Here is a 21645-nt window from a genome sequence, read left to right as displayed (position 1 = left end):
TGTGGAACGTCGACGTGTTGGCGATTCGAGGGACCGACTCCCGACCCGGGACGTTTTGTCGCCCCCGGACCGACGTTTACCATGACCGTCTACGAGGCCGACCTCCCGGGCGTCGGCAAGAAGTTCGAGGTCGAACTCGACGACGAACGGCGACTGGTGATCGTGATCCACAACACGGGCCGGCGCGAGCTGTTCGTTCGGGCGGACCCCGACGCCGACGCCGAGAAACTGTTCGAGGTCTCGGACCGGCTGGCCCGCCAAGTGGGAACCATCCTCGAAGGGGCGTACTTCCAGCCGATCCGCACCGAGACGATCGATACGGTGCTCTCGGACGACACCCTCATCGAGTGGGCTCGGGTCCAGCCGGAGTCGTCGCTCGTCGGCGGCACCCTCGCGGAGACGCGCCTCCGACAGGAACTCGGGGTTTCCGTGATCGCCGTCCAGCGCGGCGAGGAGACCATCACGAACCCGGGCCCCGAAACCCGGATCGAGCCGGACGACACCCTCGTCGTGCTCGGGTCGCAGACGGCCTGCCGCCGCCTCGACGACCTCGCCGCCGGGGGTACCGACGGCGAATCCGGGGCCTGAATGGCGAAGACGCTCCTGCTCGAACTCGGTGTGATGTTCGCCGCCATCGCGCTCGGCGGCGCGCTCGCACGGGCGCTCGACCAGTCGGTGATCCCCTTCTACGTCCTCGCGGGGCTCGCCGTCAACCCCTACACCCTCGGCGCACTCGGTCTCCCCTCGCTCGGCGACAACGAGGTGATCACCGTCGCGGGCGAGCTCGGGATCGTTTTTCTCCTGTTCTTCCTCGGCCTCGAGTTCTCGATCGACCAGCTCCTCGAGAGCGGCGACCGGATGGTGAAGGCGGGGCTGGTCGACCTCGGGATCAACTTCCCGGTCGGAGTCGGCATCGGGCTCGCGCTCGGCTGGACGGTCCTCGAAGCGGTGGTGCTCGGTGGGGTCGTCTACATCTCCTCCAGCGCCGTCATCACGAAGTCCCTCATCGACCTCGGCTGGATCGCGAACGCCGAGAGCGGCCCCATCCTCGGCACGCTGGTCTTCGAGGACCTCGTGATCGCGGTCTACCTCGCGGCGCTCGCGGCCGTCCTGACCGGCGGGGGCGACCTCGCGACGGCCGCGACCGGGATCGCCGTCGTCGCGGGCTTTCTCCTCGCGCTGGTCGCGCTCGTCGCGTTCGGCGAAACGCTCTTCGAGCGGTATCTCGGGGTTCGCTCGGACGAGCAGTTCGTGCTCCGGACGGTCGCGGTCACGGTCCTGATCGCCGGCGGCGCGCTCGCGGTCGGGGCGAGCGAGGCGGTCGCGGCCTTCTTCGTCGGCATGGGGTTCAGCTCGACCGACCACGTCGAGCGCATCGAGGAACGACTGATCCCGCTTCGGGACGTCTTCGCGGCCGTCTTCTTCTTCTGGATCGGGCTGACCACCGACCCGCGAGCGGTGGTCGGCGTCGTCGGCGTGCTCGCCGTCGCGGTCGTCCTCACGACCCCGACGAAGTTCGTCTCCGGCTACGTCGGGGGTCGTCTCTACGACCTCGATACGCGCCGTTCGGTCCGGGTCGGCTGCGGGCTGGTGACCCGCGGGGAGTTCTCGCTGATCATCGCGGCGCTCGTCGCTTCGCAGTCGGGCAGTCCGGTGCTGAGCGAGACGATCCCGGCGTTCGCCGTCGGCTACGTCCTCGTCATGAGCGTGCTCGGGACGACGCTGATGGCGGCGGCCGACACCGTCGAGGCGGGACTCCGAACCACCGCCCGCACGTTCACCGGCGGGGACCGGCCCTGATCGATCCCGGTTCGGGCCGATAACAGCACACAAATACCTGGATCACGACTTCCGAGCCAATGCTCGAACGGTTTCGTCATCCCCTCGTCGCCGTCGCCGGTGCGCTACTGCTCACGATCCCCTGGATCGTGACGTTCTTCTCGTACGGCGGCTACGGAACCGTTCACCCCGGGGAGAACATCCTGCCGGTTCTCGCGGTGGCCGTCGGCGGACTCGCCATCCTCGGCGCGGCGTTCCTGCTCGCGTGGGCGGCCGAAACCGCCGAGAAGGACGTCCCCCAGGCGTTCGCCATCGCGGTGCTGGCGGTGCTGGCGGTCGCGCCCGAGTACGCCGTCGACGCGCTCTACGCCTGGCAAGCGGGGGCGGGGTCGGACCAGGCGGCCAACCTCGCGGTGGCCAACATGACCGGCGCGAACCGGATCCTGATCGGCCTCGGCTGGTCGGGCATCGCGCTGTTCAGCATCTCCCGGGCGAAGCGCTCGGGTGATGCGGCCGTCGAGGAGCGCTCGGGCTTCCTCGCCGACGTCGTCGTCCTCGACCGCGAGATCGGTCTCGAGATCGTCCTCCTGCTCGTCGCGACCCTCTTCGCCTTCTTCATCCCGTTGAGCGGCGGGATCGGCCCGGTCGACACTCTCCTGCTCGTCGGCCTCTACGTCTTCTATCTGTTCGTGATCATCCGCGGCGACGTCGAGGAGTCGGAGGAGCAGGTCGGCGTCCCGGCCTACTTCCAGACCTACCCGAAGATGGCCCGTATCGGGGTCGTCCTGGTCGGCTTCGCCTTCTCGGGTGCGATAATCTTCACCGCGGTCCACCCGTTCGCGGAGGGCCTCGAACAGGTCGGCCTCCAGTACGGGATCCCCGAGTTCTTCATGGTCCAGTGGGTCGCCCCGCTCGCGAGCGAGAGCCCCGAACTCGTCGTGGTGGCCTACCTCGTGAACAAGGCCCGCTCGACCGCCGGTTTCAACGCCCTCATCTCCTCGAAGCTCAACCAGTGGACCCTCCTGATCGGCACGCTCGCCGTGGTCTACTCCATCTCCGCGGGTGCAATCGGGACGCTGCCGTTCGACTCGAAGCAGGCCGCCGAGATCTGGATCACGGCCGCCCAGAGTCTCTTCGCGATCGCCATCCTCACGAACCTCGAGATCAGCGTCCGCGAGGCGGTCGCGCTCCTCCTCCTGTTCGTCTCGCAGGTCGTCGCGGAGTTCTACGTCATCCGGACGATCGCCGAACCGGCCGCGACACAGGTCAGCATCCAGATACTCTACGTCTACACGGTCGTCTACGTCGTGCTCGGTCTCGCGCTGTTCGCCAGACGACGTGAAAGCCTCGGGACCCTGCTCGGCCACACCGCAACGAACACCCGCGACGCGTTCACGTCGGACCAGCCCGAAGGGGCCGACTGACGACCAAAAAAAAGAGACGTGAACCGTATACCGTTCTATTCCGCCCAGTAGGCGTCCCCGGGCGTGGTCTCGAAGACCGCTCGGGAGAGCATGTCGACCGCCTTTTCGAGCCCTTCGCGCGAACTCGTCAGCGAGTCCTCGTGTTCGATCGAGAGTGCCCCGTCGTAGCCCACCATCCGGAGGGTCGAGACGACGTCCTTCCAGTGGGACTCGCCGTGGCCGTAGCCGACGCTTCGGAAGAGCCACGAGCGGTCGGCCTCCTCGGTGTACGGCGCGGTGTCGAGCACGCCCTTGACCTTCGAGTTGGGTTCGTAGACTTTGGTGTCCTTCGCGTGGACGTGGTGGATCGCGTCGCCGAGATACCGGATCGCCTCCGGGACGTCGATACCCTGCCAGTAGAGGTGTGAGGGGTCGAAGTTCGCGCCGATCCGGTCGCCCGCCGCCTCGTGGAGTCGCCGCATCCCCGAGGGTTCGTAGACCAGCATGTTCGGGTGCATCTCGATCCCGACGTTCACGCCGTGGTCGTCGGCGACCTCGGCGATCTCGCTCCAGTACTCCTCGGCGACCTCCCACTGGTAATCGTGGGCCTCCTTGTGTTCGGTTGGCCACGGCGCGGTGATCCAGTTCGGGACCTCGTCGTTCGGGCTCCCGCCCGGCAACCCCGAGAAGGTGGTGACGGTGTCCACACCGAGCTGGTCGGCGAGTTCGATCGCCTCGCGGAGTTCGGTGTCGGCCTCGGCGGCGTGGTCGTCGACCGGGTGGATCGGGTTGTTGTGGGTCGCGAGCGCGCTGACCTCTAGCCCGTGTTCGTCGAGGAGCGCGTGGAGCTCCGACTGTGCGTCGTCGTCGTCGAGGTAGTCGGCGCGCGTGAGGTGGTCGTCGCCGGGACTGCCGCCACAGCCGAGTTCGACCCGCTCGACCCCGAGGTCCGCGAGGTACGAGCAGGTCTCGTCGAGCGACTGGCCGCCGAATGGAACGGTGAGGACGCCGATCTGCATACAGGGGACCTCTCCGGGCGGACGAATAAAGCTTCAGGTCCCACACCGGTGGCCGGGGCTCACCGCCGCCGGCTCAGGTGGGCGATCCCCGGCCACGACGGCGGTCGCGCCGTTCCGCCTCGTCGAAGGGGTCGTCGAGTTCGCCCATGACCTCCTCGAAGGCGTCGGTGGCGGTGAACAGCCCGACGACCTCGCCGTCCGCCTCGACCAGCGCGAGTTCCTGGTTCTCCGCCTGGAACCGGTCGATCGCGTCGCTGACCTCCTCGTCGGCCGGCAGCGTCATCGGCGGGGCGGCGAGCTCCTCGATGGAGACCGCACCGTTCGCGAGGTCGTCGTACCGGCTCGCGATCGTCGGGAGGTAGACGACCCCGACGAACTCGTCGAGGTCCTCGCCGACCACCGGATACCGCGAGTGGGAGTGTTCTTCGAGGATCGCGAGGTTCTCGGCGGGTGTGTTCTCGGTCGAGAACGCGACGACCTCCTCGCGGGGCACCATGACTCCTCGGATCGACATATCGCCCGCGACCAGCGCGTTCAGCACCTCCTCGCGTCGCTCGCCGGCGAGGTCGCTCTCGTCGAGCACCGACTCGATGTGTCTGTGGAGGTCCGCCCGGCCCTCGACGTCCTCGTCGTCGTCGCCGGATTCGAGCCACGCACCGGTCATCTCCACGCCGAACAGCCCCAGCGTCCACTTGGCGAAGACGTCGCCGATCCGGAGCAGCGGCCAGATGAGTTTGGTGAACCAGTACAGTGGGGTGGCACCGTATCGGGACACCTGTTTCGCGCGCTCGACCCCGAGATACGTCGGGGCCTGCTCGCCGTGCGTGAGGTGCAACAGGTTGATGATCAGCCACGCCACGATCGCCCCCGCACCGAGCGAGGCGAGCACGGTGCCGCCGAACACCGGCTCGAACAGCGCCGCGAGCGCGGGTTCGGCCACGATCCCGACCGCGATGCTGGACGCCGTGATCCCGATCTGACAGCCCGTGAGGTAGATCTCGAGGTTCTGGGTCATCTCCCACGCCCGTTCGAGACCACGATCGCCCGGCTCGACGAACTCCTCTTTCGTGTACTGCTGGGCTCGGGTCAGCGCGAACTCGATCGCGACGAAGAAGCCGTTCGCGAGGATCAACCCGACCCCGACCAGCAGCCGGATGCCGATCTCGACCGCGTTCATCGTTGGCCCTCCACTGCGGCCGTCGTGTAGACGCCTCGAACCCGCCGAACGTCCCGGCTACACGTCCGACTCATGCCGGATCCCCCGACGAGTCGGGACCACGACCGCTCGTCGGCCGTCGGTCCGGTTGGTAGTCGTCGATCGGGTCGTCGAGGTCGCCCATGACCTCCTCGAAGGCGTCGGTGACGGTGAGCAGCCCGACGAGCTCGCCGTCCGCCTCGACCAGCGCGAGTTCCTGGTTCTCCGCCTGGAACCGGTCGATCGCGTCGCTGACCTCCTCGTCGACCGGTAGCGTCATCGGCGCGGTCGCCAACGCCTCGATGTCGACCTCGCCGTTCCGGAACGCCTCGAACCGGTTCGTGACCGCCGCGAGGTAGACCACCCCCAGATACTCGTCGTCGGGCCCGAACAGCGGGAATCGGAGGTAGGGGTTCTCCTCGACGACCGCGAGGTTCTCGGCGGGCGTGTTCTCGGTCGAGAGCCCAGCGACCGCCTCGCGGGGTACCATGACGTCCGATACGGGTATCTCCCCGACCGCGAGCGCGTTCATCACCTCCTCACGGCGTTCCTCGGGGAGGTCGCCCGCCGTGAGCACCGACCCGAGGCGCCGATGGAGGTCCGCACGTCCCTCGATCACGTCGGCCTCGGCTTCGAGCCACGCACCGGTCATCTCCACGCCGAACAGCCCCAGCGTCCACTTCGCGACCGCGTCACCCAGATCGAGGATCGGCCGGATAACCCGCGTGAACCAGTACAGCGGGGTCGCGCCGTACCGACACACCTGCTTCGAGCGCTCGACCCCGAGGTACGTCGGCGTCTGCTCGCCGTAGACCACGTGGACGAGATTGACCACGAGGAAGGCGAGCAGCGCGCCCGCGCCGAGCGAGGCGAGCACGGTGCCGCCGAAGACGGGTTCGAGGATCGCCGCGAGCGCGGGTTCGGCCACGATCCCGAGCGAGATGCTCGCGGCGGTGATCCCGACCTGACAGCCCGTGAGGTAGATCTCGAGGTCCTCCGTCATCGCCCACGCCCGTTCGAGCCCGGTGTCGCCGGGTTCGACGAACTCCGACTCGGAGTACTGCCGCGCACGCGTGAGACCGAACTCGATCGCGACGAAGAAGCCGTTCGCGAGGATCAACGCCCCCCCGCCGACCAGTCTGAGCACTATCTCTATCGAGTTCATCCTGTTGGGAAGGCTACCATCGTGGGGCGGAAAACCGTTGGGTATCGCCGCGCTCGTTCGGTTCGACGGACGGGACCGGTTTCAGTCGAGTTCGACGGCCGCGTCGTGGCTCGCCCCGTCGAGCCGGATCGCCCGGCCGTTCTCCGAGGAGCGATAGATCGCGTCGATGACGCGCTGGACGACCATCCCCTGTTCGAGCGTGTTCATCTCGGGCGGGGTCCCGCTCTCGACGGCCTCCAGAAACGCCGCCTGCTCGGCCGCCATCGAGTCGTTCGTCCGGGTGGTGATGTCGGTGTCCGCGAGGTGGTCGGTCCCCTTCTTCCCGCTCTCGTAGATCTTGAGGGTGTCCTCGCTCCGGTCGAAGCAGGCCCCGGCGTCGCTGCCGCGGAGCATGAACTCGTGGTTCGTGGGGCGGTTGGTGGCCCACGCGGCTTCGAGCGAGACGGTCGCGCCGTTCGCACACCGGATGAACGCGGTCACGGAGTCGTCGACGTCGAACTCGCCTGGGCCGAGGTCCTCGCCGAACATATCGATGTAGGCGTAGTCCTCGCGCGACCCGAACGACGAACGCGTGGTGGCCGAGACCTCCGTGACCTCGGGGAAGTCCAGGAAGTAGAGCGCGAGGTCGATGGCGTGGACGCCGATATCGATCAGCGACCCGCCGCCCGAGGAGGCCTGACTCGTGAACCACGACCCCCGGCCCGGGATCCCCCGCCGGCGGATGTAGTTGGCCTCGACGTGGTGAGCGGTGCCGAACCGGCCGTCGCGCTGGAACCCCTTCAGCACCTCGACGGAGTTCGCGAAGCGGTTCTCGAAGCCCGTCATCACGAACGCCTCGCTGTCGGCGGCGGCCTCGGCGATCGCCTCCGCGCTCTCGATGGTGTGCGCGAGCGGTTTTTCGAGCAACACGTTCGTGTTCGACTCCAGCGCCATCGTGGCGTACTCCTCGTGGTACCGGTTCGGCGTACCGACCACGACCCCCTCGGCCTCGGCGAACAGTTCGTCGGCCTTCTCGTAAGCGCTCGTGGCGTAGGCGTCGGCGAAGGCGGTGCGGGCGTCGGGGTTGATATCGACCCCGCCGACGATATCGGCCCCGTGGTCGACGAGTCTATCGGCGTGAAAACGGCCGATGTTCCCGAGACCGATGATCCCGATCTTCGGGGACGTGGAGGACATATCACTCCTATCCACACCGTGACCGTAAGAATACCGTTCTGGTACCGGATCGGAGCGAACGAAAAGCCTATCGAACGACCATGTCGGCCGTCCCTCCACGGTCCGCACGCTCGACGACCGTGGTTTCGAACCGACCGCGCTACTCGCTGTTGGCCCGGACGAACGTCACCGGACACGGGGCCGAGAGCATCACCTTCTGGGCCGTCGAGCCGAACACCGCCTTGCCGGTCGGCGAGCGCTGCCGTCCACCGACGACCACGAGGTCGGCGTCGGCCTCCTCGGCGAGCCCGATGATGCTGTCGCCGTGGTTGCCGACCGCCCCGCCGACGGAGTACTCGATACCCGCGGCCTCGAGCCGGTCGGCGAGCTCGCGGATCGTGGCGTGACGCGCCGCGACGCGGTTCGGCGTGACCTCGCCGCCGGCGTCGAACCCAAGACTCTCGACGGTGTTCGCGTACTCGTCCTCGGTGAAGACGTGTCCGAGCACGACCGATGCGTCCGACGACCCGACGATGTCGACCGTGGTCTCGGCGAGTTCGTCGATACGTTCGGCGTCGCCCGGTCCGACCGCCAGCACGACGGTTTCGAGTGCCATACCCAACGATACCCACTACCCTTATATAATACTACGGACCGCAGTCGGCCGCGAGACGTGCGCCAGTCCCCGCACGGTCGAGGCTCGCGAGGTCGATCTCGCCCGCCGAGACCGGAACGCCGTCGTAGGGATCGCTCGCGAGCAACAGCGAGCCGTCGAGGTCGGCGTACTCGATCGCGGGGACGAGGTGGTGGGCCCCGGCGATCGCGGCGTTGGACTCGACCATGCAACCGAGCATGACCTCGAGGCCGTTCGCGTGCGCCGTGTGGATCATCCGGCGCGCCGCCCGGAGGCCACCACACTTCATGAGCTTGATGTTGGCGATGTCGGCCCGGCCGACGAGTTCGGGCACGTCGTCCGGGTTCACACACGACTCGTCGGCGGCGATCGGGAGGGCGGCGCGCTCGTGGACGTACTCGAGCCCGGCGGGGTTCTCGGCGGGAACGGGCTGTTCGACGAACTCCACCCCGAACTCCCGGCACATCCCGATCTTCTCGACCGCCTCGTGTGGGGTCCACGCCTCGTTGGCGTCGACGCGGATCCTTACATCTGGGGCGGCCTCGCGCACCGTCTCGACGACCGCGCGGTCGCGGTCGGTGCCGAGCTTGACCTTCAGTATCTGGTAGCCCGCGTCAACCGCGCGCTCGGTCTTCTCCGCGATCCGCTCCAGCGTGTCGAGCCCGATCGTGAACGAGGTCGGGACGGTCCTCGCCGGGTCGAGCCCCCAGTAGCGATACAGTGGGAGGTCGAGGCGTTTCGCGGCGAGGTCGTGGAGCGCCGTCGACACCGCACACCGCGCGGCGGGGTTCCGGGTGACGACCTCGCGGAGCCGGCGCTCGACGCGTGCGAGGGCGTGCGGGTCGTCGATCTCCTCGACGACCGCGAGCAGCTCCGGCAGCACGGTCTCGACGGTGTCGGCGGTCTCGCCGTAGTGTCGCGAGGGGGCGGCACCGCCGATGCCGGTGTGCTCGCCGTCCGAGACCCGAACGACCACGTTCTCGGCGATATCCTGGGTACCGCGCGCGATGGTGAACGCGTTCGCGAGGTCGAGCGAGACCCGTTCGAACTCCGTTTCGAGGCTCACAGCACCGCCTCCAGCACCCCCTCCGGGCCGAACCGGAGGAGGTCGGTGGCCGGGACGTCGAGGGCTTCGGTGTAGGCTCCGACCGCGCTCCGGGCTCCCTCGTCGGTTTCGAGGCTCCGGGTGTTGAGCGCGCCCGCGACGACCTCGGTCTCGTGGACGGGTTCGGCGAACGACTCGTAGCGTTCGACGTAGGTCGGCAGCGGCGGGATCTCGATGTGCTCGTAGCCGTGGATCGTCTCGCGGCCCGCCTCGTGACAGAGCACGAGTTCGTCCGGCATCGCGCCGTGGAGGATCCCGCAGGTCACCGCCGAGTAGGCTGGATGGACGATCGAGGCCTGGCCCTCGACGAAGAGGTAGTCGTGGTCCGCGCGTTCGAGTATCATCTCCTCGACCGCGCCCGCGGTGAAGTCGCTCACCACGCGGTCGATCGGGTTCCCCCAGCCCTCGATCATGATCCCGGTCTGGCCCGTCGGGATGAACGCCGCGTCCTCGCCGCGCTCGCGGGCGGCCTCGTAGAGTTCGCGCGCGACCGTCATCTTCCCCACCGAGCAGTCCGTGCCCACGGTGAGGATCACCTCGGCGTCGACCTCGCCCGCGCGGCCCTCGCTCACGCCGAGGTCGTCGGGTGGATTCCGGACGTCGGTGAGCTCACAGCCGTGTTCGTCGGCGAGTTCCCGAAACTCCTCGTCGTCGTTGAGGAAGGAGTGGAGCCCCGCGGTGACGTCACAACCGCGTTCGAGCGCCGTCCTGACGTCCGCGCGCCAGGAGTCCTCGAAGCCGCCGCCGATCGGCGCGATCCCAATGATAAGTTCGTCACAGCGCTCGACCTCGTCCATCCCCGAGACGATCGGCGCGTCCTGGACGTCGGGCAGGAAGTCGTGGACCGACCGACCGGCGTTCGCGCGGTCGAGCACCGCGACCACGTCGTCGTCGGCGTACCGGAGGATGCTGACGGCGGTCTTCGCGCGGTGGGGGAACTTCTCGTGGGCGAGCAGGACGGTAGCCATACTCGACGCGAGGCGAACCGGGACCATAAACCTCGACCATTCGACGGCCCCGTCCCGCCCGACGTTGGTTCGAAGCCCGTAAGTCCGCCAGTCGAGTAGCCGACCCAATGTGGCCGTGGGGACACCTCGCCGTCGGCTATCTCGTCTACACCGGTCTCGCGCGCCGGCGAACCGACCGACCGCCGACCGGTGAGGCCGCGCTCGCCGCCGTCTTCGGGACGCAGTTCCCGGACCTCGTGGACAAACCGCTCGCGTGGTCGTTCGGCGTGCTCCCGAGCGGCCGGTCGTTGGCCCACTCCTTGCTCACCGCGCTCGTGGTCTGTGGGCTCGTCTGGCTGGTCGCGCGTCGTCGGGACCGAACCCGGCTGGCGGTCGCGTTCGCCGTCGGCTACGCGACCCACCTCGCGACCGACGCGATCGCCCCGCTGCTCGCCGGTGACTTCCGGGACCTGGCCTCCCTCGGCTGGCCGCTGCTTCCACTCCCGACCCCCGAACCGGGGATCGGCTTCCTCGAACGGTTCGCCACGATGGAACTCACGCCGTACGCGTGGTTCCAGTTCGCGCTCGTCGGCCTCGCGCTCGCGGTCTGGGTTCGCGACGGTCGGCCCGGGATCGGAACCCTCCGGAAGTGGCTCGGGTCGTGGCGGCGGGCCGTCGGGTCGTGACTGAGGCCCGACCGCACTCGACGGTGGCGACAGAGGGGTAGCGACCGCTCGGGTTCTCGGGTCGATGGTACGGACGGAGCGGTGAGGAAACCGACGGTTATCGGGCGTCGGTGACGGCGACCGCGCCGCTCGACTGGAGCCACGCGGTGTGTTCGCGCTCGTCGTAGAGGACGACCGCGTCGTCCTCGCGTTCGAAGGCGACGATGCGTTCGGTGAGCGCGGGTGGGTCGGCGGTCGAGTCGGTCGAATCGGTCGCGCCGGCCGATTCGTGTGGTGCGGTGCTCATTTCGTTGGGGGGCGGGCAGCGATGGGTTCCATGTCGATACCGTCACGAGAACCCACACCGTGATAAGTGTTATCAGTGTACGTTCGTGTGGATCGTCCGCAGCGAACTCTCGCGGCGGCGTCGCCGAACCGCCGTCGCGCCCCGGTCTTTTTGCCGTGCGACGCCAACGGGGTGTATGACCGACGCCGACCGCGACCGCGAGATGGAGCGCCTCGCCGGGGAGCTCTCGACGACGCTCGCCGACCTCCGCGACGAACTCGACCGCGCGTCCGAGCCGCCGCGCGGTCCGCTCGGCCTCCCACGACCGCCGACGCCGGGCGAGGTCCTCCGGTTCACCGACGAACTCGCGATACCGGCCGTGATCGCGATCCTCGAGGCCAACATCCGCGCGCTCGAAGCGTTCCAGGGCGCGCTCCGACTCGCCCGCGCCGGCGACGAGGTCCGGGGTCGGAGCCGCGAGGCGCGCGCACGCACCGAAACCCTCAGCCGCGGCGCGCTCGACCGCCTCGACGACGCGCTCGTCGACCTCCAGGGCGCGCTCGAAGGCCGACCCGAGAACTCCGAAGCCAGCACCCTCCTCGACGATGCCCGTGCACTTCGCACCGAGATCGACGACCGCCTCCGCGAGGCCGAGCGCCGGTCGGATCGAGGGTCGCCCGCCCGCGACGACCGGGACGACAGGGGTCGTGACCCGTGGGATCTGGACGAGGACTCCGAGTCGGGTGCGGACGAGGGCGTCACCATCGACGTGGACGCCGAACTGGATTCGATCCACGACGCGATCGACGAGGAGAACGAGCGAAACGGTGGACGGGATGGAAACGACGACAACGACGAGGACCAGTAGGCGAACGGAGTCGACTGGGTATCTTCGTTTTCGGTCGAGGGTGGATGGTCCCTACTCGAAGCGCTACCGACTCTCGCCCGGTACAACTGAGAACCACAAACCACTCCGCAACCGCCCCGCACCGGCCACATACCTCCCCAGCCGATTCACTCCGCTCGGGCTTCGCCCTCGCATCGTTCATCCCTCGCACGGTGTTCGCGGTCGGTGTTCGTCATCACTCACACCGACCGCGAGCGCGCGCCATCGCATTCCAACCGCCGACCGCACCGCCGGATGGGTCACGGTCCGATTCGGCCGTCGCGCGAGGTCAGACGGGTTCGAACCGGTAGCCGTCCCAGTCCTGGCTCTCCGGCTCGCGGATCCCGGCCTCGGGGTCGCGGAGCTGCTCGGCGTAGACGGGCGCGACCTCGTCACCGATCTCGACGTCGTCGGTCGTGAGCTGGCCGAGCGCGCGCACTGACTCCCCGTCGACGTCGAACTCGACGATCGCGAGGTGGTTCGGTCCCTCGACGCCGGGCGGCGGCGCGGTGCTGGTCGTCCAGGTCACGACTCGGGCGGTGTGCTCGCTCAGGTCCACCCGGTCGACGGGCTCGCTGCCGTCCGGCCCGATCGGGTGCGGGGGGTACGTCAGCGAGCCGTCGGCGTACCGCGCGGCCATCATCGTGTGTGCCGAATCCGCGTCGGCGTCGTGGTCGGGGTCGCTCACGCGCCCGCCTCCATGATCGTGGTGATGACACAGTTGCCGAACCCACCCACGTTGCACGCGAGCCCGACGTCCGCGTCCACCTGCCGCGGCCCCGCGTCGCCCATGACCTGTTTGTAGATCTCGTAGCCCTGGGCCACCCCGCTCGCGCCGAGCGGGTGGCCCTTCGACTTCAGCCCGCCGGAGGTGTTGATCGGCAATTCGCCGTCGCGTTCGGTCGTTCCGTTCTCGATCGCTTGCCACGCCTCACCCTGCTCGGCGAAGTCCAGGCCCTCCATCTGGAGGAACTCGAGGATCGTGAACATGTCGTGGAGCTCGGCGACGTCGATGTCGTCGGGACCGTAGCCGCTCATCTCGTAGGCCGTCGCGCCGGACTCGACGACCCCGCCCATCGTCGTGGGGTCGGAACGCTCGTGGACCACGTGGGTGTCCGTTGCGCCGCCGATACCGGAGATCACGGCGTAGTCGTCGGTGTACTCGCGCGCGACGGACTCGGGGCAGAACAGCAGCGCCGCGCTCCCGTCGGTGATGGGACAGAAGTCGTAGAGCCGGAGCGGGTCGGCGACCACCGGGCTTTCGAGCACCGTCTCCAGGTCGACCTCCTTGCGGAACTGGGCGTGTGGGTTGTCGACCCCGTTCTTGTGATTTTTGACGGCCACTTTCCCCAGACTCTCGCGCGGCGCGTCGTAGGTGTCGAGGTAGAGCCGCGCCGTGAGACCCGCGAAGCTCGGGAGCGTGACGCCGTGTTTGTACTCGACGGGGTGGGTGAGCGAGGCGATCACGTCCGTCGCCTCGGGGGTCGTACGATGGGTCATCTTCTCGCCGCCGACGAGGAGGGTCATGTCGCTCGCGCCCGCGGCCACCGACTGCCAGGCGGCGTAGATGCCCGCCCCACCCGACGAGGACGTCTGGTCGACCCGCTGGGTGTAGGCTGGCAGACAGTTCAGGTCGTGGGCGAGCGCGTTCGGAACCCCCGTCTGCCCCTCGAACTCGCCGGAGGCCATGTTCGAGACGTAGCAGTGCTCGACGGCTCCGGGATCGACGCCGGCGTCGTCGAGGCAGGCTTCCCCCGCCTCGGCGAGCAGGTCACGGACCCACGCGTCGCGCTGGCCGAACTGGGTCATCGACGCCCCGATGACCGCGACGGTCGTGCTCATGGCCCACCACCACACCCGGCACCGACATGGGTGTTTCGGCGCAGTCGCTACCGTCGGACCCGCCCCGCCGCCTTCCACTCCTCGCCGTGGGCGGTCGGACGCGGCGGGTCGCGACAACCCAACCGGTCACAGAGCTTCCAGCGGTCACACTCGCTCGCTGCGCCGTCGGTCGCGGCCTCGGCGGCCGCGGCACGGTCGCGGAGGTGCGCCCCGACCGCGGCGGCGATGGCGGCGGCCTCGCCGCGGTTCGCGGTGGCGGGTATCGAGAGCGCCACGTCGTCGGGGAGCGTCGTTTCGCTCGGTCGGTCGTCTGCCCGCTCGGCCTCGTGTGGGCTGGATGCTGCGTCGCTCATCAGAGCTGGATGTTGCCGTGGTCCTTCGGCGGGAAGTCGGTTCGTTTGCGTTCGAGCACGTCCAGGTCGCGGATCAGGCGCTCGCGCGTCGTGCCCGGTTCGATCACGTCGTCGACGTAGCCGCGTTTGGCGGCCGAGTAGGGGTTGGCGAACTCCTCGCGGAACTCGTCCATCAGCTCCTGGCGGCGCTCGTCGGGATCTTCGGCCGCCTCGATCTCGTCCTCGTAGAGGATGTTGACCGCACCTCGCGGACCCAACACCGCGGTCTCCGCGCCCGGCCACGCGTAGTTGGTGTCCGCCCCGAGCATCTTCGAGCCCATCACGATGTAGGCCCCACCGTAGGCTTTCCGGAGGATCACGGTACACAGGGGGACCGTGGCCTCGGCGTAGGCGTAGATCAGCTTCGCGCCGTGGCGGATGATCCCGTTGTGTTCCTGTTCGGTGCCGGGCATGAATCCAGGGACATCCACGAACGTCAGGATCGGGAGGTTGAACGAATCACAGAACCGGACGAACCGCGCGCCCTTCTGGCTCGCCTCGATGTCGAGCGTGCCGGCGTTGACCCGTGGTTGGTTCGCCACGATCCCGACCGGCTGGCCGTCCATCCGCGCGAAGCCGGTGACGATGTTGCGCGCGAAGTCGCCGTGGACCTCGAACAACGAGCCCTCGTCGACCACGCCGTCGAGCACCGTCGTCACGTCGTAGGGTTTCTTGGGTTCGTTCGGGACCACGTCACCCACCTCACATCGACGGTGGGGGTCGTCCCACGAGTCCACCTTCGGCGGGTCCTCGACGTTGTTCTGCGGGAGGTACGAGAGGAGTCGTTTGATGTCGTCGAGCGCGTCCTCCTCGCTCGCGGCCGTCCGGTGGGCGACCCCGCTCTCGGCCGCGTGGGTCTTCGCGCCACCGAGCTCCGCCATCGATATCTCCTCGCCCGTCACCGTCTCGATCACGTCGGGGCCAGTGATCATCATGTGCGAGGTGTCCTCGACCATCACCGTGAAGTCCGTCAGCGCGGGCGAGTAGGTCGCCCCGCCAGCACACGGCCCCATGATCCCCGAGATCTGGGGGATCAGGCCGCTCGCCTTCGTGTTCCGACGGAAGATCTTCGCGAAGCCCACCAGCGAGTCGATCCCCTCCTGAATCCGCGCGCCCGCCGAGTCGTTGAGCCCGACGATGGGGACCCCGTTGTCTATCGCCCGGTCCATCACCTTACAGACCTTCTCCCCGACCGCCTCGCCGACCGAGCCACCGAGCACGGTAAAATCGTGGGCGAAGACGAACACGGTTCGGCCGTCGACCTCGCCGTAACCCGTCACGACGCCGTCGCCAGCGTACTTCCGCTCGTCCATGTCGAAGTTGGTCGATTGGTGTTCGACGAACGCGTCGAACTCCACGAAACTCCCCTCGTCGAGGAAGTAGTCGATCCGCTCGCGCGCGGTCTTCTTGCCCTTCTCGTGTTGGGCCTCGATGCGCTCCTCGCCGCCGCCGAGCTCCGCCGCTTCCCGTCGTCGTCGGAGCTCCTCGACGGGCGACTCGTCGGCGCGCGGGCCGACGTCGGCGTCGGTGGCGTCGGCGGGGTCTTCGGTCGCCACGTTACCACTCCATCCCGCCGTTGACGGCGAGGATCTGACCGGTCATGTAGCCGGAGTCCTCGCTCGCGACGAACCGGACGATGCCGGTGATGTCGTCGACCTCGGCGAACCGTTCGAGCGGGATCCGTTCGAGGATCTGCTCCTGTACGTGGTCGGAAACCTCGTCGAGCATGTCGGTTCTGACGAATCCGGGGGCGACACAATTCGCTGTCGATCCCGTGCGGGCGAGTTCGAGCGCGATCGTCCGGGTGAAGCCGAACATCCCGCTCTTGGTGGTGGCGTAGTTGGCCTGGCCGTAGTTGCCCTGCTGGCCGACGACGCTCGAGATGTTGATCAGCCGGCCACAGTCGGCGGCGATGATGTCCTCGAAGAAGCGGTGGGTGCAGTTGTACATCCCCCCGAGGTTCACGTCCACGACGCGCTGCCAGTCCTCCGGCGTCATGTTCTTGAACGTGCGGTCGACGGTGAGCCCCGCGTTGTTCACGAGCACGTCCGCGGGCCCGAACGCCGACCGAACCTCCTCGGCCATCCCGGCGACGGCGTCGTGGTCGGCGACGTCGGCCTGGACGGCGATCGCCTCGCCCCCGGCGTCCTCGACGGCGTCGACCACCTCGTGAGCGGCGGCCTCGGACGAGCGGTAGTTCACGGCGACGTTCGCCCCGTGGCGGCCGAACTCCTCCGCGATGCCCCGGCCGATCCCCCGCGATGCGCCGGTGACCACGCAAGTCCGATCTTCGAGAGTCATATGTGAACTCCCTTGACGCCGGAGTACGTAAGTCTGTGGCGCGTACGAAGCCGTGATGCAGCTCCTGTGACGACCGTTCCCACTCAGAACCATTGATTGGTATCGTGCTGCCGGCACCGAGACGAGAAAAAACCGGGTCGCGATCCGGATCCGGTCGATCGGACGTGGCGCGCGACTATCCTTGCCGGCGCGCGAGTCCGACACCCGCGAGCACGAGGGCCAGTGCCGCGACGACGACCCCGAAGCCGGGACCGAACGCGCCGGACCCGGAGTCGCCCTCACCCGCCGACCCGTTCGTTCCCGCGGTGTCGGTGGCCGCGCTCGACTCGGTCGCCGCGGCGGTCCGTGTCGAGGCATCCGTCCGTGCGGCGGTCGCGGTCGATGTCGTCGTCCCGGTCGCCGTCGCGGTCGACGTCGTGGTGGCCGTCGAGGTCGCGGCCGCGGTCGGGGCCGACGTGGCGACGTCCGTGCCGGTCGTCCCGGCCGCGTCGGTGCTCGGGGTGGGTGTCGCGGTGAACGTGCTCACGCCGCCGCTGCAGGTGCCGGGGCTGAGCTGGATCGGCTGGCTCATGTCGAGCTGACTGGTGCTGCCGTCACCCGAACGGACCTGCCAGTTCTGGATCTCGTTGTCCGAGGGCTGGCCGGACCACTCCTCGAACGGGTAGCGGTCGGTCTCGTCGTTGAACGCGATGTCGACCTCGACGGTGCTGTAGTTCGGGCTGTCGAGCCCCGCGAACGCCGCGCCGTCGGTTCGCTCGCCGTTCGAGTTCCACTCGATGTGCGCGCCGGTGTCGGTGTACTCGAAGACGTCGTCGCGGTCGGTGTAGTTGTCGTCCTCGACGACCCAGTCACCGTCGGCCGGGAGCCCCGAGATCTCCGCGGTGGCGACGAAGCCACCGGGCTCGCCGATCTCGTCGTTCAGGAACACGAGGCTCAGCCCGTCACTGCCGTCGTAGACGAACACCTGGCTCGTCTGGTCCTCCTGGATGTCGACGGTGCCGAGCGAGCTGTAGTTGGCGGTCTCGTTGAGGACCTGATAGTCGTAGAAGTCCTCGACGGTCCGTGTGCCGTCGCCGAGCGGAGTGACCTGGGTACACTGTGAGCCCTGCTGGACGATGAACGTCGCGTTGCTTGCGTTCGACTGAGCGGCCGTGGTCGCCGGTGCGAGCGCGAGCGCGGCGGTCACCATCACCGCCGCGAACGCGACCCGGGCCAACCGACCCGGGCCGTCGCGCTGCGTGTCCGTCTCCCGTTGCATTGCAACGCGCTCCTCCGCGCACCGGCAAATAAATATCGTTCCCCGTCCGCCGGTTACTATCCTCCAGATCCGCGGAAAATAGGCAATAGAACTGCCTCAGACCATGTTCTCGGATTCGAGGCGATCCCAAACCCGCTCGCCGGTTTCGGTGATACCGTAGACCCGTCCTTTCTTCTGGTCCTCCGAGACGAGCAGCTCCACCATCTCGTGGTCGCCCTCGCGGAGCCCCGAGAGCGCACGCGAGACGTGGGTGATGGCGATGTCCTCGTCGGCGGCGATCTGTGAGGGCGTTGCGGGGCCCTCGACGAGCCGTTCGAGAACGTCGACCCGGTACTGTGACCGGACCACGAAGCTGATCAGATCCCACTCATCCGTCATATCTAGCTCCCTATACCCCCAGCCTACTCACTGGAGGAGCATAACATATGCGTATCCGTTCGTCGGGCCGAACGGATACACTCAAGAACCCCGGTTCCCGACACCGCGTAGTGTCCCGTGATTCGCTCGACGGTGGTGGGCAGTCGGACCGCTACGTCGATAGCGCGGCGGCGTTCCGGGGGCTGCCGGGCGATCTGATCGTCGGTTTCCTCTACACCGTGGTCGTCGCGCCCCTCATCGTCCTCGGCGGCCTGCCGGCGACCGTCCAGTTCGTCCTCGGGATCCCGCTGCTCCTGTTCCTGCCGGGCTATGCGGTGCTCGCGGCGCTGTTCCCCGGCCGCCCCTCGCGCAACGCCGGTCGGGTGAGCTCGCTCTCGGGGATGAGCCGGCGGTTCGAGAGCATGCGGTCGATCCAGCGTCGCGGCGTGCGGTGGGGCGAGCGCGCGGCGCTCTCGTTCGGCCTGAGCCTGTTCGCCGTCCCGCTGCTCGCGTTGGCCCTCGGCTTCCTCCCGATCCTGTTCGGTACCGGATCGCCCTACCGCACCGCCCCGATCGTCGGCATCCTGGCTGTCGTCACGCTGGCGGGGATGGTCGTCGGGTTCGTGCGTCGGCTCCGCCTCCCGCGCGCCGAGCGGTTCGCGGCCCCCGCGGGCTACTGGGCTCGTGACTTCGCCGACGGGCTCACCGATTCGCCCGCCGACGCTCTCCTCAACGTGGTGCTGGTCCTCAGCATCCTGGTCGCCACCGTGGCGCTGACCTACACGTTCGCGACGCCACAGGAGGCCGAAGCGCCCACCATGTTCCGGGTGGGTGCGTTCAACGACTCCGACCAGCTCGACTTCGACTACCCGACGAACCTCACCGAGGGCGAAGAACAGCAGTACGTCGTGAGCGTCGAGAACGAGGAACAAGTGGCGGCGAACTACTCGGTGGTGGTCCAGCTCCAGAATCGCAACGGTAGCGAGGTGCTCTCGCGCGACCAACTCACCCAGTTCTCGTCACCGACCGTCCCCGCGAACCGGACGTGGCAGAACCCACACCAGATAACGCCCACCACCTCGGGGGAGAACCTCCAGCTGGTCTATCTCCTCTACGAGGGTGAGCCGCCCGGGGACCCGACCGCCGAGAACGCCTACCGGACGGCCCACCTCTCCGTCGACGTCGCGCCGGCCAACGAGAGCGCTGGGGGTGGCTGAGCCGTGTTTCCGTGGGGCCACCTCGCGGTCGGCTACCTCTGTTATTCGGTGCTCTGTCACCTCGCCGGTCGCCGACCGGGGGAGTACCCGACGCTCGCGCTCGCGCTCGGCACCCAGTTCCCCGACCTCGTCGACAAACCACTGTCGTGGATGTTCGACCTCCTGCCCGCCGGCGTGTTCGCCCACACGGTCTTCGTCGCCGTCCCGGTCTGGATAGTCGTGCTCGCCGTCGCCTACTGGCGCTCGCGAACCAGCATCGGCTTCGCGTTCGTCGTCGGCTACGCCTCGCACCTCCCGGCGGACGTACTCCCGTCGGTTGCGCTCGGCAACGAACTCAACTACTGGTTCCTGTTCTGGCCGGTGATGGCCCGTCCGGGGGTCGACGTCTCGGACCCGATCGTGGGTCCCGGTGCGGGTGCGGGGCTGCTCGCGAACGCGGACTACTACTTCGTCCAGTACGTCCAGCAGCTCCTGGGGCCGGTGCTCGTGGCTTACGTCGGTCTGTTCGTCCTCGTGTTCGTGCTCTGGCTCTACGATGGCCACCCCGGCATCCGGGCGCTCGGGAACGTGGTCCGGCGCTCGACGGGCCGAGAGTCGCTCTGATCGGGGGTCGGCCGTCCGATCGGGCCGTGGTGGCAGACTTATGTTCGTGGCCGTCGAGCCCCTGGCATGAGCCAACAACCACAACACCGCGACCCCGACGGGTCGAAAAAGGACGAGAACTTGCGTAGTCGCGAGGTCACCGACGGACCGGACCGCGCACCTCACCGCTCGATGTTCCGCGCGATGGGCTTCGACGACGACGCGCTCGACTCGCCGATGGTCGGCGTCCCCAACCCCGCGGCGGACGTCACTCCTTGTAATGTGCACCTCGATTCGGTGGCCGAGGCCGCCATCGAGGGTGTCGAGGGTGCGGGCGGGATGCCGATCGAGTTCGGTACCGTCACCGTGAGCGACGCGATCTCGATGGGGACGGAGGGGATGAAGGCCTCGCTCATCTCACGGGAGGTCATCGCCGACTCCGTGGAGCTCGTCTCGTTCGGCGAGCGGATGGACGCGCTCGTGACGGTCGCGGGCTGTGACAAGAACCTCCCTGGGATGATGATGGCCGCCATCAGGACCGACCTCCCGAGCGTGTTCGTCTACGGTGGGACCATCCTCCCGGGCCACCACGAAGGTCGGGACGTCACCGTCCAAGACGTCTTCGAGGGCGTCGGCGCGTATTCTCAAGGGGACATCTCGCGCGAGGAGCTCGACTCGCTGGAGCGCGACGCGTGTCCGGGCGCGGGGTCGTGCGCCGGGATGTACACCGCGAACACGATGGCGAGCATGAGCGAGGCGCTCGGGCTCGCTCCCCTGGGGTCGGCGAGTGCACCCGCCGAGTCCGACGCCCGGCTCGACGTCGCGCGCCGTGCGGGCGAGGCGGTCATGCACTGTGTCGAGGAGGACCTCCGCCCCTCGGACGTGCTCTCGAAGGAGAGCTTCGAGAACGCCATCGCGCTCCAGATGGCGCTCGGAGGGTCGACCAACGCCGTGCTCCACCTCCCGGCGCTCGCCGCCGAGGCGGGTATCGATCTTTCACTAGAGGACTTCAACGAGGTTGGGGCGCGAACGCCGCACATCTGCCACCTCAGACCGGGTGGTGCAGGCGTGATGGCCGACCTCCACGAGCAGGGTGGCGTGCCGGTCGTGCTCCGCCGACTGCTCGACGCCGACCTGCTCCACGGCGACGCGATGACGGTCACTGGAAAGACGCTCGAAGAGAGTCTCACCGATCTCGACCTGCCCGACGACTCCGCGATCGATTCGGACCTCGTGCAGACGGTCGAGAACCCGATCCACGACGAGGGCGCGATCAAGGTTCTCTCGGGGAACCTCGCACCCGACGGTGCGGTCCTCAAAGTCACCGGCGACGACAAGCTCCACCACGAGGGCCCGGCGCGGGTGTTCGAGGACGAGGAGAGCGCGATGAAGTGGGTTCAGGAGGGCAACATCGAGAGCGGCGACGTGATCATCATCCGGAACGAGGGGCCGCGGGG

Annotated in this window: 23 protein-coding genes; 8 read left to right on the top strand and 15 right to left on the bottom strand. The window is 68.2% G+C overall.

Annotated features, from left to right (window positions below; genetic code table 11):
* The first annotated feature begins 81 nt into the window (after positions 1-81).
* From D3261_RS11720 to D3261_RS11710, 3 genes are read left to right on the top strand one after another with little or no spacing between them, the layout of a single operon-like run.
* Positions 82-588 carry a cation:proton antiporter regulatory subunit gene (locus D3261_RS11720; RefSeq protein ID WP_120072598.1) on the top strand — a complete coding sequence of 169 codons (507 nt, stop codon included), beginning with the start codon at positions 82-84 and terminating at the stop codon, positions 586-588.
* Positions 589-1800 carry a cation:proton antiporter gene (locus tag D3261_RS11715; protein WP_120072596.1) on the top strand — a complete coding sequence of 404 codons (1212 nt, stop codon included), beginning with the start codon at positions 589-591 and terminating at the stop codon, positions 1798-1800. It begins immediately after the preceding gene.
* Positions 1801-1859: 59 nt separating this feature from the next.
* Complete coding sequence (locus tag D3261_RS11710) at positions 1860-3203, top strand: sodium:calcium antiporter (protein WP_120072594.1); 1344 nt, start codon at positions 1860-1862, stop codon at positions 3201-3203.
* 35 nt (positions 3204-3238) lie between these two features.
* On the opposite strand, the gene D3261_RS11705 is transcribed toward D3261_RS11710, so the two are convergent.
* The 7 genes from D3261_RS11705 to D3261_RS11675 form a co-directional block, all read right to left on the bottom strand.
* Complete coding sequence (locus D3261_RS11705; protein WP_120072592.1) at positions 3239-4201, bottom strand: sugar phosphate isomerase/epimerase; 963 nt, start codon at positions 4199-4201, stop codon at positions 3239-3241.
* 73 nt (positions 4202-4274) lie between these two features.
* Positions 4275-5378: a CNNM domain-containing protein gene (locus D3261_RS11700; protein WP_120072590.1), complete on the bottom strand. Its 1104-nt coding sequence runs from the start codon at positions 5376-5378 to the stop codon at positions 4275-4277.
* Positions 5379-5448: 70 nt separating this feature from the next.
* Positions 5449-6561 carry a CNNM domain-containing protein gene (locus tag D3261_RS11695; protein WP_120072588.1) on the bottom strand — a complete coding sequence of 371 codons (1113 nt, stop codon included), beginning with the start codon at positions 6559-6561 and terminating at the stop codon, positions 5449-5451.
* An 81-nt stretch (positions 6562-6642) separates the two neighbouring features.
* The gene (locus D3261_RS11690; protein WP_120072586.1) at positions 6643-7737 is read right to left on the bottom strand and encodes a Gfo/Idh/MocA family protein; all 1095 of its coding nucleotides are present in this window, start codon (positions 7735-7737) and stop codon (positions 6643-6645) included.
* 139 nt (positions 7738-7876) lie between these two features.
* Positions 7877-8332 (bottom strand): universal stress protein, encoded by a 456-nt coding sequence (locus D3261_RS11685; protein ID WP_120072584.1) that lies wholly within the window; start codon positions 8330-8332, stop codon positions 7877-7879.
* A 31-nt stretch (positions 8333-8363) separates the two neighbouring features.
* A complete protein-coding gene (locus tag D3261_RS11680; RefSeq protein WP_120072583.1) occupies positions 8364-9416 on the bottom strand; it encodes a dipeptide epimerase in 1053 nt (350 codons plus the stop codon).
* A complete protein-coding gene (locus D3261_RS11675) occupies positions 9413-10423 on the bottom strand; it encodes a DUF1611 domain-containing protein (protein WP_120072731.1) in 1011 nt (336 codons plus the stop codon). The genes D3261_RS11680 and D3261_RS11675 overlap by 4 nt, the downstream gene beginning before the upstream one ends.
* A gap of 107 nt (positions 10424-10530) precedes the next feature.
* On the opposite strand from D3261_RS11675, the gene D3261_RS11670 reads away from it, so the two are divergent.
* Positions 10531-11088, top strand: a complete 558-nt coding sequence (locus D3261_RS11670; RefSeq protein ID WP_120072581.1) for a metal-dependent hydrolase — start codon at positions 10531-10533, stop codon at positions 11086-11088.
* Between the two features lie 97 nt (positions 11089-11185).
* Here the strand turns inward: D3261_RS11670 and D3261_RS11665 are convergent, their stop codons facing one another.
* Entirely contained in the window at positions 11186-11374 is a 189-nt protein-coding gene (locus D3261_RS11665; protein WP_120072579.1) for a hypothetical protein, read from the bottom strand.
* 175 nt (positions 11375-11549) lie between these two features.
* On the opposite strand from D3261_RS11665, the gene D3261_RS11660 reads away from it, so the two are divergent.
* Positions 11550-12221, top strand: coding sequence for a hypothetical protein (locus tag D3261_RS11660; RefSeq protein ID WP_120072577.1), 672 nt, complete (start codon positions 11550-11552; stop codon positions 12219-12221).
* Positions 12222-12528: 307 nt separating this feature from the next.
* Here the strand turns inward: D3261_RS11660 and D3261_RS11655 are convergent, their stop codons facing one another.
* The 7 genes from D3261_RS11655 to D3261_RS11625 form a co-directional block, all read right to left on the bottom strand.
* A complete protein-coding gene (locus D3261_RS11655; protein WP_120072729.1) occupies positions 12529-12882 on the bottom strand; it encodes a Zn-ribbon domain-containing OB-fold protein in 354 nt (117 codons plus the stop codon).
* A 41-nt stretch (positions 12883-12923) separates the two neighbouring features.
* Positions 12924-14081, bottom strand: a complete 1158-nt coding sequence (locus tag D3261_RS11650; RefSeq protein WP_120072575.1) for a thiolase family protein — start codon at positions 14079-14081, stop codon at positions 12924-12926.
* Positions 14082-14128: 47 nt separating this feature from the next.
* Positions 14129-14434 carry a hypothetical protein gene (locus D3261_RS11645; protein WP_120072574.1) on the bottom strand — a complete coding sequence of 102 codons (306 nt, stop codon included), beginning with the start codon at positions 14432-14434 and terminating at the stop codon, positions 14129-14131.
* Positions 14434-16029: an acyl-CoA carboxylase subunit beta gene (locus tag D3261_RS11640; protein WP_120072572.1), complete on the bottom strand. Its 1596-nt coding sequence runs from the start codon at positions 16027-16029 to the stop codon at positions 14434-14436. Before D3261_RS11640 ends, D3261_RS11645 begins: the two co-directional genes overlap by 1 nt.
* 1 nt (position 16030) lies before the next feature.
* Entirely contained in the window at positions 16031-16774 is a 744-nt protein-coding gene (locus D3261_RS11635; protein ID WP_120072570.1) for a beta-ketoacyl-ACP reductase, read from the bottom strand.
* A 175-nt stretch (positions 16775-16949) separates the two neighbouring features.
* The gene (locus D3261_RS11630; protein WP_120072568.1) at positions 16950-18032 is read right to left on the bottom strand and encodes a cell surface glycoprotein related protein; all 1083 of its coding nucleotides are present in this window, start codon (positions 18030-18032) and stop codon (positions 16950-16952) included.
* A 96-nt stretch (positions 18033-18128) separates the two neighbouring features.
* Complete coding sequence (locus D3261_RS11625) at positions 18129-18410, bottom strand: winged helix-turn-helix domain-containing protein (protein ID WP_007695027.1); 282 nt, start codon at positions 18408-18410, stop codon at positions 18129-18131.
* Between the two features lie 110 nt (positions 18411-18520).
* On the opposite strand from D3261_RS11625, the gene D3261_RS11620 reads away from it, so the two are divergent.
* From D3261_RS11620 to D3261_RS11610, 3 genes are all read left to right on the top strand, one after another.
* A complete protein-coding gene (locus tag D3261_RS11620) occupies positions 18521-19606 on the top strand; it encodes a DUF1616 domain-containing protein (protein ID WP_120072566.1) in 1086 nt (361 codons plus the stop codon).
* A 3-nt stretch (positions 19607-19609) separates the two neighbouring features.
* Positions 19610-20209, top strand: coding sequence for a metal-dependent hydrolase (locus D3261_RS11615; protein ID WP_120072564.1), 600 nt, complete (start codon positions 19610-19612; stop codon positions 20207-20209).
* A gap of 66 nt (positions 20210-20275) precedes the next feature.
* Positions 20276-21645, top strand: a 1370-nt coding sequence (locus D3261_RS11610; protein ID WP_120072562.1) for a dihydroxy-acid dehydratase, incomplete at its 3' end; no start/stop codon positions are given.

Origin of the sequence: Halococcus sp. IIIV-5B, assembly GCF_003602035.1 — an archaeon.
Classification (GTDB): Archaea; Halobacteriota; Halobacteria; order Halobacteriales; family Halococcaceae; genus Halococcus; species Halococcus salsus.
The sequence above is the reverse complement of the archived record's forward strand: the minus strand, read 5'-3'. Positions and strand labels throughout refer to the sequence as shown.

Coding starts and splice junctions, on each gene's coding strand:
- D3261_RS11695 (WP_120072588.1), bottom strand. CDS start 6,561: ATGAACTCGATAGAGATAGTGCTCAGACTGGTCGGCGGGGGGGCGTTG.
- D3261_RS11700 (WP_120072590.1), bottom strand. CDS start 5,378: ATGAACGCGGTCGAGATCGGCATCCGGCTGCTGGTCGGGGTCGGGTTG.
- D3261_RS11715 (WP_120072596.1), top strand. CDS start 589: ATGGCGAAGACGCTCCTGCTCGAACTCGGTGTGATGTTCGCCGCCATC.
- D3261_RS11645 (WP_120072574.1), bottom strand. CDS start 14,434: ATGAGCGACGCAGCATCCAGCCCACACGAGGCCGAGCGGGCAGACGAC.
- D3261_RS11690 (WP_120072586.1), bottom strand. CDS start 7,737: ATGTCCTCCACGTCCCCGAAGATCGGGATCATCGGTCTCGGGAACATC.
- D3261_RS11685 (WP_120072584.1), bottom strand. CDS start 8,332: ATGGCACTCGAAACCGTCGTGCTGGCGGTCGGACCGGGCGACGCCGAA.
- D3261_RS11710 (WP_120072594.1), top strand. CDS start 1,860: ATGCTCGAACGGTTTCGTCATCCCCTCGTCGCCGTCGCCGGTGCGCTA.
- D3261_RS11635 (WP_120072570.1), bottom strand. CDS start 16,774: ATGACTCTCGAAGATCGGACTTGCGTGGTCACCGGCGCATCGCGGGGG.
- D3261_RS11665 (WP_120072579.1), bottom strand. CDS start 11,374: ATGAGCACCGCACCACACGAATCGGCCGGCGCGACCGATTCGACCGAC.
- D3261_RS11650 (WP_120072575.1), bottom strand. CDS start 14,081: ATGAGCACGACCGTCGCGGTCATCGGGGCGTCGATGACCCAGTTCGGC.
- D3261_RS11705 (WP_120072592.1), bottom strand. CDS start 4,201: ATGCAGATCGGCGTCCTCACCGTTCCATTCGGCGGCCAGTCGCTCGAC.
- D3261_RS11630 (WP_120072568.1), bottom strand. CDS start 18,032: ATGCAACGGGAGACGGACACGCAGCGCGACGGCCCGGGTCGGTTGGCC.
- D3261_RS11670 (WP_120072581.1), top strand. CDS start 10,531: ATGTGGCCGTGGGGACACCTCGCCGTCGGCTATCTCGTCTACACCGGT.
- D3261_RS11655 (WP_120072729.1), bottom strand. CDS start 12,882: ATGATGGCCGCGCGGTACGCCGACGGCTCGCTGACGTACCCCCCGCAC.
- D3261_RS11720 (WP_120072598.1), top strand. CDS start 82: ATGACCGTCTACGAGGCCGACCTCCCGGGCGTCGGCAAGAAGTTCGAG.
- D3261_RS11675 (WP_120072731.1), bottom strand. CDS start 10,423: ATGGCTACCGTCCTGCTCGCCCACGAGAAGTTCCCCCACCGCGCGAAG.
- D3261_RS11625 (WP_007695027.1), bottom strand. CDS start 18,410: ATGACGGATGAGTGGGATCTGATCAGCTTCGTGGTCCGGTCACAGTAC.
- D3261_RS11660 (WP_120072577.1), top strand. CDS start 11,550: ATGACCGACGCCGACCGCGACCGCGAGATGGAGCGCCTCGCCGGGGAG.